13 protein-coding genes and 2 tRNA genes are annotated in these 13849 nt (G+C 58.4%); 1 reads left to right on the top strand and 14 read right to left on the bottom strand.

What is annotated here, in order from left to right; all coding sequences use genetic code 11:
* Window positions 1-23: 23 nt before the first annotated feature.
* The 10 genes from nusA to rlmE form a co-directional block, all read right to left on the bottom strand.
* On the bottom strand, window positions 24-1505 hold the full coding sequence (gene nusA / locus GSM73_RS18430) for a transcription termination factor NusA (RefSeq protein ID WP_047229054.1): 1482 nt from the start codon (window positions 1503-1505) through the stop codon (window positions 24-26).
* 59 nt (window positions 1506-1564) lie between these two features.
* The gene (gene rimP, locus GSM73_RS18435; protein WP_025211790.1) at window positions 1565-2023 is read right to left on the bottom strand and encodes a ribosome maturation factor RimP; all 459 of its coding nucleotides are present in this window, start codon (window positions 2021-2023) and stop codon (window positions 1565-1567) included.
* 140 nt (window positions 2024-2163) lie between these two features.
* Window positions 2164-2240 (bottom strand) — tRNA-Met (locus GSM73_RS18440).
* 97 nt (window positions 2241-2337) lie between these two features.
* Window positions 2338-2423 (bottom strand) — tRNA-Leu (locus GSM73_RS18445).
* Window positions 2424-2444: 21 nt separating this feature from the next.
* The gene (secG, locus tag GSM73_RS18450; protein WP_047229055.1) at window positions 2445-2828 is read right to left on the bottom strand and encodes a preprotein translocase subunit SecG; all 384 of its coding nucleotides are present in this window, start codon (window positions 2826-2828) and stop codon (window positions 2445-2447) included.
* Window positions 2829-2832: 4 nt separating this feature from the next.
* Window positions 2833-3588, bottom strand: coding sequence for a triose-phosphate isomerase (tpiA, locus tag GSM73_RS18455; RefSeq protein ID WP_047229056.1), 756 nt, complete (start codon window positions 3586-3588; stop codon window positions 2833-2835).
* Between the two features lie 66 nt (window positions 3589-3654).
* The gene (glmM, locus tag GSM73_RS18460; protein ID WP_160893426.1) at window positions 3655-4992 is read right to left on the bottom strand and encodes a phosphoglucosamine mutase; all 1338 of its coding nucleotides are present in this window, start codon (window positions 4990-4992) and stop codon (window positions 3655-3657) included.
* A 16-nt stretch (window positions 4993-5008) separates the two neighbouring features.
* On the bottom strand, window positions 5009-5860 hold the full coding sequence (gene folP / locus GSM73_RS18465; RefSeq protein WP_139049105.1) for a dihydropteroate synthase: 852 nt from the start codon (window positions 5858-5860) through the stop codon (window positions 5009-5011).
* Between the two features lie 8 nt (window positions 5861-5868).
* Window positions 5869-7782: an ATP-dependent zinc metalloprotease FtsH gene (gene ftsH, locus GSM73_RS18470; protein ID WP_047229059.1), complete on the bottom strand. Its 1914-nt coding sequence runs from the start codon at window positions 7780-7782 to the stop codon at window positions 5869-5871.
* A 192-nt stretch (window positions 7783-7974) separates the two neighbouring features.
* A complete protein-coding gene (rlmE, locus tag GSM73_RS18475; protein WP_047229060.1) occupies window positions 7975-8625 on the bottom strand; it encodes a 23S rRNA (uridine(2552)-2'-O)-methyltransferase RlmE in 651 nt (216 codons plus the stop codon).
* A gap of 107 nt (window positions 8626-8732) precedes the next feature.
* Between rlmE and GSM73_RS18480 the strand changes: the two genes are divergently transcribed.
* On the top strand, window positions 8733-9041 hold the full coding sequence (locus tag GSM73_RS18480; RefSeq protein WP_003177852.1) for a YhbY family RNA-binding protein: 309 nt from the start codon (window positions 8733-8735) through the stop codon (window positions 9039-9041).
* 10 nt (window positions 9042-9051) lie between these two features.
* Here GSM73_RS18480 and GSM73_RS18485 read toward each other — a convergent pair whose 3' ends face one another.
* The 4 genes from GSM73_RS18485 to GSM73_RS27530 form a co-directional block, all read right to left on the bottom strand.
* Entirely contained in the window at window positions 9052-9456 is a 405-nt protein-coding gene (locus tag GSM73_RS18485) for a hypothetical protein (protein ID WP_047229061.1), read from the bottom strand.
* Window positions 9457-9484: 28 nt separating this feature from the next.
* A complete protein-coding gene (gene greA / locus GSM73_RS18490; RefSeq protein ID WP_027911987.1) occupies window positions 9485-9961 on the bottom strand; it encodes a transcription elongation factor GreA in 477 nt (158 codons plus the stop codon).
* Window positions 9962-9963: 2 nt separating this feature from the next.
* Entirely contained in the window at window positions 9964-13185 is a 3222-nt protein-coding gene (gene carB / locus GSM73_RS18495) for a carbamoyl-phosphate synthase large subunit (protein WP_047229062.1), read from the bottom strand.
* Window positions 13186-13290: 105 nt separating this feature from the next.
* Window positions 13291-13849, bottom strand: a 559-nt coding sequence (locus GSM73_RS27530; RefSeq protein ID WP_256676952.1) for a carbamoyl phosphate synthase small subunit, incomplete at its 5' end; no start/stop codon positions are given.

The following is a 13849-nucleotide window of genomic DNA, read 5'->3' on the forward strand; positions in this document are numbered from 1 at the left end:
TTCTCTCCTCAGGCCGCGCCTAATTACTCGAACCAGTGGGCTCGGGCGGCCATGATCAACTTGCCGGCACGATCATCGTCAATGCCGTCGATGTCGAGCAGATCGTCAATAGACTGCTCGGCCAGGTCTTCGCGGGTAATTACGCCGCGCACCGCCAGTTCCATCGCCAAATCCTTGTCCATGCCCTCAAGCGAGAGCAGGTCTTCGGCCGGATGGGCGTCTGCCAGCTTTTCCTCAGTAGCGATGGCTTTGGTCAACAAACGATCCTTGGCCCGAGCGCGAAGCTCGTTGACGATGTCCTCGTCAAAGCCGTCGATGTTGAGCATTTCCTCCACCGGTACGTAGGCAATCTCTTCCAGGCTGGTAAAGCCTTCATCCACCAGCACCTGCGCCAGTTCTTCATCGACTTCAAGCTCTTCGATGAAGTTGCGCAGGATATCGCCGGTTTCAGCTTGCTGCTTAGCCTGGATGTCCGATTCGGTCATCACGTTCAGTGTCCAGCCAGTCAATTGGCTAGCCAGACGCACGTTCTGACCACCGCGACCGATGGCCTGAGCGAGATTGTCTGCGCCAACGGCGATGTCCATTGCATGGGCATCTTCGTCGACGATAATTGCCGCCACTTCAGCAGGCGACATGGCGTTGATCACGAACTGAGCCGGGTTGTCGTCCCACAGGACGATATCCACACGCTCGCCGCCCAACTCGCCGGATACGGCCTGGACACGCGAACCACGCATGCCAATGCAGGCACCTTGCGGGTCGATGCGCTTGTCCTTGGAGCGGACCGCGATCTTGGCACGCGAACCCGGATCACGGGAGGCGGCCATTACTTCGATCAGGCCTTCAGCAATTTCCGGCACTTCGATGCGGAACAACTCGATCAGCATTTCCGGCGCGGTACGCGACAGGATCAGCTGCGGGCCCCGGTTCTCGGTGCGGATTTCCTTGAGCAGCGCACGCAGTCGCACGCCAACCCGGAAAGTTTCGCGAGAAATGATGTCTTCACGAGCCAGCAACGCTTCAGCGTTGTTGCCCAGGTCGACAATCACGTTGTCGCGGGTGACTTTCTTCACGGTGCCGGAGATGATTTCACCCAGGCGCTCGCGATAAGCATCGACGACTTGCGCACGCTCGGCTTCGCGAACTTTCTGCACAATGACCTGCTTGGCGGTCTGCGCAGCAATACGACCGAACTCGATGGATTCGATCTTCTCTTCGACTACATCACCTACCTTGGCGCCAGGATGCGTTTCTGCAACCTTGCTTGGCCAGGTTTCGATAGCCGGATCGTCCAGGTCGGCTTCTTCGACGACCGTCCAGCGACGGAAAGTCTCATAGGCACCGGTGTGGCGATTGATTTCCACACGCAAATCAACTTCGTCTTCAAACCGCTTCTTGGTAGCAGTGGCCAGAGCCAGCTCCAGCGCTTCAAAAATAACGTTAGCCGGTACGCCCTTTTCATTGGATACCGACTCAACAACCAGCAGTACTTCTTTGCTCATCGTACGCCTCGCCTTTCGCAAGCCATTGGATCCGCGGGATCCGCAGTATCTGGCACGTATCAGTCAAAACTGGGAATAATGTTGGCCTTGTCGATCATATCGATCGGCAACAGGAACTCATGGTCTTCTACCTGCACCACGACATCCTGCTCTTCTACACCGCGCAGAAGGCCTTGAAAGTTGCGTCGACCCTCGAAGGGCGAGCGCAGCTTGATCTTCACTTGTTCACCGGCAAACGAAGCGAACTGTTCAAGGGTGAACAGAGGGCGTTCCATGCCAGGCGAGGAAACTTCAAGGGTGTATTCGGAAGTGATTGGATCTTCGACATCCAATACACCGCTGATCTGACGGCTGACGATGGCGCAGTCATCCACCAATACGCCGCCTTCCTTATCGATATAAACGCGCAACAGTGAGTGGCGACCTTGAGCCGAAAACTCAATACCCCAGCATTCATAGCCAAGGGCCACGACCACCGGGGCCAACAAGGCCTGCAACTGTTCTAGCTTGCTCGACACCTGAACCCCCTCGTGCATGTTTGTGCATGCTGTGCAAATAAAAAAAAATGGGCGAATAGCCCATCCCTGAAACGCCGTTGAACAGCGGCGTTATAAAGTGTCCAGCTAACAAAAAGCCCCTTGGAAGGGGCCCCTGAAACTGGTTGCGGGAGCCGGATTTGAACCGACGACCTTCGGGTTATGAGCCCGACGAGCTACCAGACTGCTCCATCCCGCGACAAAGCTGGGGCGGAAGTATACGACCGATCCCTTACAGGGTCAATGTAACCCTTCCACCTACAAGAAAGCCCGCAATCGCGGGCTCTCCTGATAATTGGTACCGAGAAGGGGACTCGAACCCCTACACCCTATGGGCACAACCACCTCAAGGTTGCGTGTCTACCAATTCCACCACCTCGGCAATACAGCGTTTGAAACCTTCTTACTTCTGCTCTTGAGCTGGAGGCACGTCAGTCGCCGGATTGGCCGACTGTTGCTCTTGAAGCACCGGTACATCATCAGAAGCCGGTTGTTGCTTTGGTACTTCCAACACTGCTGGATTTGGCAAACCTACTTGAGTCAGCTCTTGAGCCTTCTCTTTAGCAAAGTAACCTAACCCCAAGCTGGTTATGAAGAAACCGGCGGCAAGTATAGCAGTAAACTTACTAAGAAAGGTAGAGGAACCTTGGCTTCCGAACACAGTATTTGAAGCACCTGCACCGAAAGACGCACCAGCATCCGCACCTTTACCCTGCTGCAGCAATACCAGGGCAACTACACCCAATGCACCCAGCAGATGAAAAACGACTACGACTGTTTCCAGCATTTTTTCAGTTTCCCGCGGCGCGACAGATCGCACCGAACTCATCTGCATTCAGGGACGCTCCACCAATGAGCCCCCCATCGATATCCGGCATGCCGAACAGTTCGACCGCATTGGCCGCCTTCACGCTGCCGCCGTATAGAAGCCGCACACCTCGTGCCACTTCAGAATTCTCTGCCGCCAACTGCGCGCGGATGGCGGCGTGCACATCCTGCGCCTGTTGCGGCGAAGCAGTCAGCCCGGTGCCAATGGCCCAGACCGGCTCGTAAGCAATGACCGCCTTTGCAAAAGCACCGACACCCAGCTCCTCGATGATGCTGCCCAGCTGACGCTCGACAACTTCAAGGGTCTTACCGGCTTCACGCTGCACAAGGGTTTCACCTATGCACAACACCGGAATCAGACCGCAGGCCTGGGCCGCAGCAAACTTGCGGATCAAGGTCTTGTCCTGCTCGCCCATGATCATGCGGCGCTCGGAATGCCCGACCAAAACCAGGGAACAACCTGCATCCACCAGCTGACTCGGCGCAATTTCACCGGTCAACGCGCCCTGCATGGATTCCACCGCGGAATTCTGCGCACCAACCGCAATCGACTTGCCTTTCAAACCATCAACCACTTGATTGATATACAGGCAAGGCGGGAATACCGCGACGTCAACACCGCTTGACAAGGCCAGATGACGAAGGCCTTTGATCAGCTCAGCGACGCTGGCGCGGGTACCGTGCATCTTCCAGTTACCAGCTACCATAGGGCGACGCATGCTGTACCTCGTCGGTCAAAGTGGGCGCAGATGTTACCCAACCGATTGATGACTGGCAAGCCGAATTCAGGCAGAAACTTCACTAACAAGCTTCGCCAGCTCTTCAGCATAACCGCGGACCTGTGCTTCATCCTCGCCTTCGACCATGACCCGCACCAACGGCTCGGTACCAGACTTGCGCAATAGCACGCGCCCACGCCCGGCCATAGCCTGCGTTACGCGCTCGCTGGCTTGCTTGACCGTCGCATGCTCCAGAGGGTTCGCACCACCGCCGAAACGCACATTAATCAGCACCTGCGGGCATTTGCGCAACGCCTGACGCGACTGCGCAAGCCCTTCATTGCGCGCCTTGAGTGCCATCAGCACTTGCAAGGCAGCAATAATCGCATCGCCAGTGGTGGTGTGGTCAAAACAAACAATATGCCCGGAGTTCTCGCCACCGATCACCCAATTGCGCTCCAGCAGCTCCGAGATCACATAGCGATCACCGACGTTGGCCCGCACGAAGGGAATATCCAGGTCCACCAGGGCCAACTCGAGCCCGAGATTGCTCATCAACGTCCCGACCACGCCGCCCCGCAGCTTGCCGCGCCCGTGCAGATCGCGAGCAATGATGAACAGCAGCTCATCACCATCGACGACAGTGCCGGTGTGATCGACCATCAGAACCCGGTCACCGTCACCATCAAAGGCAATCCCGAGATCAGCCTGCTCGGCCAGCACGGCCGCTTGCAGCGCCTCGGTATGAGTGGAGCCGCAGTTGTGGTTGATGTTCAGCCCGTTAGGCTGGGCGGAGAGCACGACAACCTCTGCTCCCAATTCGCGAAATACGCTTGGCGCGACTTTATAGGTCGCACCATGAGCACAATCGACGACGATTTTCAGACCCGAAAAGCTCGTACCGGTGGGCACGCTGCCTTTGCAAAACTCGATATAACGACCTGACGCATCGTTGATCCGCGACACTTTACCGATCTTGCTCGACTCAACCACAGTCATCGGCGCGTCCAGCAGCTCTTCGATCATCAGCTCGATATCATCCGGCAGCTTGGTACCCTGGCCGGAGAAGAACTTGATGCCGTTGTCATCATGCGGGTTGTGCGAAGCACTGATTACGATGCCTGCCTGGGCCTGGAACGTACGCGTCAGGTAGGCAATGGCCGGCGTCGGCATCGGACCGAGCAGCATCACATCGGCGCCCGCCGAAGTCAGGCCGGCCTCGAGCGCCGATTCGAACATGTAGCCGGAAATTCGCGTGTCCTTGCCAACCAGCACTTTGCAGGCGCCCATCTTGCGGAATGCCATACCGGCAGCCCAGCCGAGCTTGAGCATGAAATCAGGGGTAATGGGGTATTCGCCGACCCGACCACGAATACCGTCGGTGCCAAAGTATTTCTTGCTCATAAGTGCTCCGTCATTCTTATTCGGCTGAATCCACTGCTGCGATCATCCGCACAACATCCATCGTTTCGACCACATCATGCACCCGCAATATGCGTGCGCCTTTTGTAATAGCCAGGGCCGCCAGCGCAAGACCGCCGTACAGGCGCTCCCCCACGGGACGACCCAGGGCATTGCCTATCATGCTCTTTCGCGAAACCCCGACCAACAGGGGCCGCCCCAGGGTATGCAAGGCTTCCATATGTTTGAACAGGCTCAGATTGTGAGCCAGCGTCTTGGCAAAGCCGAACCCGGGATCAAGAATGATCCGCTGCGCAGGAATACCTGCGGCGGCACATTGATCCAGGCGCTCCACCAAAAACTCTCCGACTTCCCTGGTCACATCATGATAGTGCGGGTCGTCCTGCATCGTTCCGGGCTCGCCCAGCATATGCATCAGACACACCGGCAACCCCGTAGCCGCTGCGGCATCCAGGGCACCATCGCGCCGCAAGGAGCGAACGTCGTTGATCACCCCCGCTCCAAGCCGTGCAGTCTCACGCATGACCGCGGGCGTGGATGTATCCACCGAGATGATGACATCAAGTTCGCGATGAATGCGCTCGACAATCGGCGCCACCCGCTCCAGCTCTTCGGTGGGCGAGACTGCCCGCGCGCCTGGCCGGGTCGACTCACCGCCGACATCGATCAGCGTTGCGCCGGCGACGACCATCGCCTCGGCATGCCGCAACGCAGCATCAAGCTGACTGAATCGACCGCCATCGGAAAAGGAATCGGGAGTGACATTGAGAATGCCCATGACATGGACATGGGACAAATCAAGAACCCGGTTGCCGCAAGGCAACCGGGTTGAGGACTGAACAGAAGTCATTTCAAGCCTTAAACGTCAGCAGCCGGACCGCCGATCGGTGTCTCCGGACGCTCGCCCTGTACCGCCGGAGGCGTACCGGACGTACCGGTGCCGCCGCCCGACCAGTCACGAGGCTCGCGAGGCTCGCGACCTGCCATGATGTCGTCGATCTGCTCGGCATCAATGGTTTCATACTTCATCAGGGCATCAGCCATGGCGTCGAGCTTGTCACGGTTATCCGTGAGGATCTGCTTGGCGGTGCCATAGCACTGGTCGATGATGCTGCGTACTTCAGAGTCGATCAGCTTTGCCGTCTCGCCAGAGAAGCTTGCGTGCTGGCCACCGCCACCACGACCGAGGAACACTTCACCCTCTTCTTCGGCGTACATCAGTGGGCCCAGTTTTTCGGACAGGCCCCACTTGGTGACCATGTTCCGGGCGATCTGGCTGGCACGCATGATGTCGTTGGACGCGCCGGTGGTTACACCGTCAAAGCCCAGTGTCATTTCTTCGGCAATACGGCCGCCGTAGAGCGAACAGATCTGGCTGATCAGCGCACGCTTGGACAGGCTGTAACGATCTTCTTCCGGCAGGAACATGGTCACACCCAAGGCACGACCGCGCGGGATGATCGAGACCTTGTAGACCGGGTCATGCTCGGGCACCACACGACCAACGATCGCGTGACCCGCCTCGTGATACGCCGTGTTCTGCTTCTCTTTTTCGGACATGACCATGGATTTGCGCTCCGCGCCCATCATGATCTTGTCTTTGGCCAGTTCGAACTCTTTCATCTCAACGACACGCTTGCCGGTACGAGCAGCGAACAGCGACGCCTCGTTGACCAGGTTCGCAAGGTCGGCACCGGAAAAACCCGGTGTACCACGAGCGATCACTGCCGGAGCGACGTCGTCACCCATCGGCACCTTGCGCATATGAACCTTGAGGATCTGTTCGCGACCACGAATGTCCGGCAGCCCCACCACGACCTGGCGGTCGAAACGGCCTGGACGCAACAGCGCAGGATCGAGCACGTCCGGACGGTTGGTGGCGGCAATCACGATGATGCCGTCATTCATTTCGAAACCGTCCATCTCGACCAGCAACTGGTTGAGGGTCTGCTCGCGCTCGTCGTGACCACCACCCATGCCGGCGCCACGATGGCGACCGACAGCGTCGATTTCGTCGATGAAGATGATGCAAGGCGCGTGTTTCTTGGCCTGTTCGAACATGTCACGCACACGACTGGCGCCCACACCGACGAACATTTCCACGAAGTCGGAACCGGAAATCGTGAAGAACGGCACTTTGGCTTCGCCGGCAATCGCTTTGGCCAGCAAGGTTTTACCGGTACCCGGAGGACCAACCATCAGCACGCCGCGTGGGATACGGCCGCCCAGGCGCTGGAACTTGCCCGGATCACGCAGGAATTCAACCAGCTCGCCGACCTCTTCCTTGGCCTCATCGCACCCGGCGACGTCGGCCAGGGTGGTCTTCACCTGGTCTTCAGAGAGCAGTCGGGCCTTGCTTTTGCCGAAACTCATCGGCCCGCCCTTGCCACCGGCACCGCCCTGCATCTGGCGCATGAAGAACATGAACACCGCGATGATCACCAGGATCGGGAAGCTGGCCACCAGAAGCTGGGTCCAGATGCTCTGCTGCTCAGGCTGCTTGCCTTCGACCACGACATGATTGTCCACCAGGTCGCCGATCAGGCCGTTGTCCTGAATCGCCGGACGAATGGTCTTGAAGCTGTCACCATCGGTGCGCTTGCCGGTAATCACATAACCATCGACGGCAACGCGCTCGACCTTGCCATCCTTGACTTGCTGGATGAAGTCGGAATAGTTGAGGGTCTGCGGCTCGTTAGGGCTGGAGAAGTTGTTCATCACGGTCACAAGGACAGCGGCGATGATCAACCACAGGATCAGATTCTTTGCCATATCGTTCAATTAACTACCCTCTGAAGCAAGCTCCGCTACTGGCGCGCGCTTCGCATGATATTCACCGGCCTAACTTACTACATTACCTACGACTCTGGCAGGCGCCGTCTGTAACCCTTTGTGAAACTCTGACCGCGTAATTTTCGTAACACGGCTCTTGCAAGGCGAGACAAAAAAAACTATCGGCCTTTATCAAAGACGCTCATCACTGGCTGCGCCTTCAATTCCCCGGAAGCCTCGCGCCAGCAGATACTGCTCACGAGAGCGATCGCGCGACGACAATGGCTTGCGCATCTGCACTTTGTCGAACAGCTTGCGCATCCCCTTGTGGTACTCATCAAAACCTTCACCCTGGAAGACCTTGATCAAAAAATCACCACCTGGGCGCAACACCCGCCCGGCAAGATCCAGGGCCAGCTCGCTGAGGAACATTGCTCGAGGCATGTCGACAGCCGCCAATCCACTCATATTGGGGGCCATATCGGAAATCACAAGGTCAACCTGCGTATTTCCGACAGCCTCGAGAATCTGCGCCAGCACGGCATCTTCGGTGAAATCGCCCTGGATGAAGGTCACGTCGGGGATGCTGTCCATTTCCAGGATGTCGGAAGCAATCAATCGCCCCTGACCGCCGATCAGACGACTGGTCACCTGAGACCACCCCCCCGGCGCGGCGCCAAGGTCGATCACGGTCATGCCAGGGCGGATCAGACGATCCTTTTCCTGGATTTCGAGCAATTTATAGCTGGCACGAGAACGATAGCCGTCTTTTTGCGCCATTTTGACGTACGGATCGTTGAAATGCTCTCTGAGCCAGTTCTGGCTAGTCTTGGAACGGGCCACGGGCCACCTCTAAAAAATAAAACGGGTCGTGATTAACTGGGCGGTCCCGGACTCGCTCGGGTAAACTGGCCGCCGCTTTTTACAAGATCAGACGCAGGGGTCAGATTATGCCGCTCACTCAAGAGCAGAAGAAACAATACAAATCCATTGGCCACCATCTGAAACCGGTTTTGACTGTGGCTGACAACGGTTTGACTGAAGGTGTTCTAGCTGAGCTGGAACGCGCCTTGGGCGATCATGAGCTTATCAAGATCAAGCTCAATATTCTCGATCGCGAAGCCCGCCTGGCTGCCGTTGCCGAACTGTGCAAGACCGGCAAGGCAGACCTGGTGCAGGTCATCGGCAAGATGGCACTGATTTATCGCAAGAATTTCAGCGTCAACAAGCAACTGTCGAACGTTCACCGCTTCAAGTAATGCCAAAGGGTCAAGGGTGTGCTTCGCGCACCCTGCTGCTCCATCCGGGTACCGGTTGCAACACCAGCACCAACCCGGAAAAACCCAGCACCAGGTAGCTGAATACCTGCCACAGGCTCGCATCCGGCCAGCCGAGACGTACAGCAAGAAACATCCCGCACGCATACAACGACATGAGCAGCAACTGCCCACGAATGTCGCGCCATAGACTGTCAAGGCCCTCGGCCTGAACCAGCACCAAAGCCTGAAACACTACGCATGCCGAGGAAAAACCCACCAGAAGCGACGTCAGCATAGCTGCGATTTCATCGATGAGCAGCGGTGCCAGGCCGATTCGACCCAGCACCGGTAGCAAACCGACGTGCAACAACCAGACGCCGCCCACCCACAACATCTGGGTGAGCTGCCAGATCATGGCGCCGGCTCGCAGCGGACGCCTTCGCTCAGATGTGACGGACTTCGACAATCTCATACTCGATGACACCACCCGGCGTCTTCACAACCACTACATCGCCCTCTTCCTTGGCAATCAAGGCGCGAGCAATGGGGGAGCCGACGGAAATCTTGCCAAGCTTGATGTCCGCCTCGTCCTCACCAACGATCTGGTAAGTGACGCTTTCATCAGTCTCAACGTTGGCGATTTCCACTGTGGTGCCGAAAATGACCTTGCCAGTGTGCGGGATCGTCGTGACATCAATGATCACGGCATTCTGCATGCGACCTTCGATATCACGGACTCGCGCCTCGACCATACCCTGCTCCTCGCGGGCAGCGTGGTATTCGGCGTTTTCCTTGAGATCGCCCAGCTCACGCGCTTCGCCAATCGCCTGGCTCAAGCGCGGACGCTCGACCTTGGTCAGGAAAGCGTGTTCTTCTTCCAGGGCCTTCGCGCCCTGAACCGTCATCGGGTACTTGGTTATGCTCATGCCTTCAATCCTGCATGTAGATCCTGCAAGCGACGCACGGTCTTCTCGGGACCGAACTTGAGCGCTTCGCAGATAGCTTCGCCCGCAGCAATGGTCGTGGTGCAGTAGATCTTGTGCTGCAGCGCGTTGCGACGAATGGAATACGAATCGGCGATCGACTGGCGACCTTCGGTGGTGTTGATGATCAGCGTGACTTCATCATTCTTGATCATATCGACCACGTGCGGACGCCCCTCGGTCACCTTGTTCACGCGGCGCACCTTCAAGCCAGCCGCCTCGATCAGCTTGGCGGTACCGGCAGTGGCGACCACTTCGAAGCCCAAGTTGATCAGATCACGGGCCACGCCTGCAACCAGCGGCTTGTCGTCATCACGCACGCTGATGAACGCCGTGCCGCCAGTTGGCAGAACTTCGCTGGCGCCCATCTGGGCCTTGGCAAAAGCTTCGCCGAAGGTATCGCCCACGCCCATGACTTCGCCGGTGGACTTCATTTCAGGGCCAAGGATCGGGTCCACGCCAGGGAACTTGGCAAACGGGAACACCGCTTCTTTGACGCTGTAGAAGTTCGGAATGATTTCCTTGGTGAAGTTCAGCTCTTTCAGGGTCTTACCGGCCATGACCCGTGCAGCGATCATCGCCAGGGACACACCGATGCACTTGGAGACGAACGGTACGGTACGGGACGCGCGCGGGTTGACTTCGATGACGTAGATGTCCTCGCCCTGCAGGGCCAGTTGCACGTTCATCAGGCCGACCACGCCCAGCTCCAGGGCCATTTTCTTGACCTGCTCGCGCATTTCGTCCTGGATGTGGGCCGGCAACGAATAAGGCGGCAGCGAACAAGCGGAGTCACCGGAGTGAACACCGGCCTGCTCGATGTGCTGCATGATCGCGCCGATCACCACGTCCTTGCCGTCACAGACCGCATCCACGTCCATTTCGATGGCGCAGTTGAGGAAGTGGTCCAGCAGCACCGGGCTGTCGTTGGACACCTGAACCGCTTCGCGCAGGTAGCGCTTGAGTTCGTCTTCCTGGTAAACGATTTCCATCGCCCGACCGCCCAGTACATAGGACGGCCGCACCACCAGCGGGTAACCGATCTTGGCGGCGGCGCGAATCGCTTCGTCTTCGCTGCGCACGGTAGCGTTAGGTGGCTGACGCAGGTTCAGACGCTCAACCATCTGTTGGAAGCGCTCACGGTCTTCTGCACGGTCGATGGCATCCGGACTGGTCCCGATGATCGGCACACCGGCCGCTTCAAGGGCACGTGCCAGTTTCAGAGGGGTCTGGCCACCGTACTGGACGATCACGCCTTTTGGCTTCTCGACACGGACGATTTCCAGCACGTCTTCCAGGGTCACTGGTTCGAAATACAGGCGATCAGAGGTGTCGTAGTCGGTGGACACGGTTTCCGGGTTGCAGTTGACCATGATGGTCTCGTACCCGTCGTCGCGCAGGGCCAGTGCCGCGTGCACGCAGCAGTAGTCGAACTCGATGCCTTGGCCGATCCGGTTAGGACCGCCACCCAGGATCATGATCTTGTCACGCGTCGACGGCGCGGCTTCACACTCTTCCTCGTACGTGGAGTACAGGTAAGCAGTGTCGGTGGCGAATTCGGCGGCGCAAGTGTCCACGCGCTTGTAGACCGGGAACACTTCAAGCTTGTGACGATGACTGCGCAGGCTCTTCTCGGTCACACCCAGCAGTTTTGCCAGGCGCATGTCGGAGAAGCCCTTGCGCTTGAGGCGGAACATCGTGTCGTGGTCAATGCTGGACATGCCCAGGGTCTTGACCTTCTCTTCTTCCTTGATCAGATCTTCGATCTGCACCAGGAACCAAGGGTCGATCATGTTCATGCCGAAGATCTGCTCGACGGTCATGCCGGCACGGAAGGCGTCCGCCACGTACCAGATCCGCTCGGCGCCCGGCACGGTCAGTTCACGCTTGAGCTCGCTCATGGCGTCCGGGTGGCTCAGGTCCAGTTTCGGATCGAGGCCGCAAACACCTACTTCCAGACCGCGAAGGGCTTTCTGCAGGGATTCCTGGAAGGTCCGGCCGATGGCCATGACTTCACCGACCGATTTCATCTGAGTGGTCAGGCGGGCGTCGGCCTTGGCGAATTTCTCGAAGGCGAAACGTGGCAGCTTGGTGACAACGTAGTCGATGGACGGCTCGAAAGACGCCGGGGTCTTGCCACCGGTGATGTCGTTCGACAGTTCGTCCAGGGTGTAACCCACAGCCAGTTTGGCCGCGACCTTGGCGATCGGGAAGCCGGTGGCTTTCGAGGCCAGGGCCGAGGAACGGGATACCCGCGGGTTCATCTCGATGACCACCATGCGACCGGTGTTCGGGCAGATGCCGAACTGGACGTTGGAGCCGCCGGTTTCCACGCCGATCTCGCGCAGTACCGCCAGGGAGGCGTTCCGCAGGATCTGGTATTCCTTGTCAGTCAGCGTCTGGGCGGGTGCGACGGTGATGGAGTCACCGGTGTGCACGCCCATCGGGTCGAAGTTTTCGATGGAGCAGACGATGATGCAGTTGTCCTTTTTGTCGCGGACAACTTCCATTTCATATTCTTTCCAGCCGATCAGGGATTCGTCGATCAGCAGCTCTTTGGTCGGCGACAGATCCAGACCACGAGCACAGATTTCTTCGAATTCTTCACGGTTGTAAGCGATGCCGCCACCGGTGCCGCCCATGGTGAAGGACGGACGGATGATGCACGGGAAGCCGAGGCGCTCCAGGACGGCGTTGGCTTCTTCCATGCTGTGGGCGATGCCCGAGCGTGGGCAGTCCAGGCCGATGGATTTCATCGCCTTGTCGAAGCGCGAACGGTCTTCGGCCTTGTCGATGGTGTCGGCGTTGGCGCCGATCATTTCCACACCGAACTTCTCCAGGACGCCTTCACGTTCCAGGTCCAGGGCGCAGTTCAATGCAGTCTGGCCGCCCATGGTCGGCAGCAGTGCGTCCGGGCGCTCCTTTTCGATGATCTTGGCAACGGTCTGCCACTTGATCGGCTCGATGTAGGTGGCGTCGGCCATGGCCGGGTCCGTCATGATGGTGGCCGGGTTGGAGTTCACCAGGATGACGCGATAGCCCTCTTCGCGCAGGGCTTTACAGGCCTGGGCGCCGGAGTAGTCGAATTCGCAGGCCTGGCCGATCACGATCGGGCCAGCGCCGAGAATCAGGATGCTTTTTATGTCTGTACGTTTTGGCATGGGTTTGTCACTCAAATCCGCAGGTCAGTCGGCTAGGCCGTCGAACAATCTTTGCAGCGCCCAAGGGGACCACCGGTTTCGGGGCCGCCCTCAGGCTTCACGCGGTCAGCGTCGCTTGGCCATCTCGGTGATGAAGCGATCGAACAGCGGCGCTACATCGTTCGGGCCAGGGCTCGCTTCAGGGTGGCCCTGGAAGCTGAATGCGCTCTTGTCGGTACGCTCGATGCCTTGCAGCGTGCCGTCGAACAGCGACTTGTGGATCGCCCGCACGTTTGCCGGCAGGGTCGCCTCATCCACCGCAAAGCCGTGGTTCTGACTGGTGATCATCACCACGCCAGTATCCAGGTCCTGGACCGGGTGGTTGGCGCCGTGGTGGCCGTGCCCCATTTTCAAGGTCTTGGCGCCCGAAGCGAGGGCCAGCAACTGATGACCGAGGCAGATGCCGAACACCGGGATCTCGGTTTCCAGCACGTCCTTGATCGCCTGGATCGCGTAGTCGCAAGGCTCGGGATCACCCGGGCCGTTGGACAGGAACACGCCGTCAGGATTGAGGGCCAGGACATCTGCCGCCGGAGTTTGCGCCGGCACCACGGTCACGCGGCAACCACGCTCCACGAGCATGCGCAGGATGTTCAGCTTGACGCCGTAGTCGTACGCAACCACG

It is taken from the genome of Pseudomonas sp. PICF6, assembly GCF_009831705.1.
GTDB classification, from domain to species: Bacteria; Pseudomonadota; Gammaproteobacteria; order Pseudomonadales; family Pseudomonadaceae; genus Aquipseudomonas; species Aquipseudomonas rhizophila.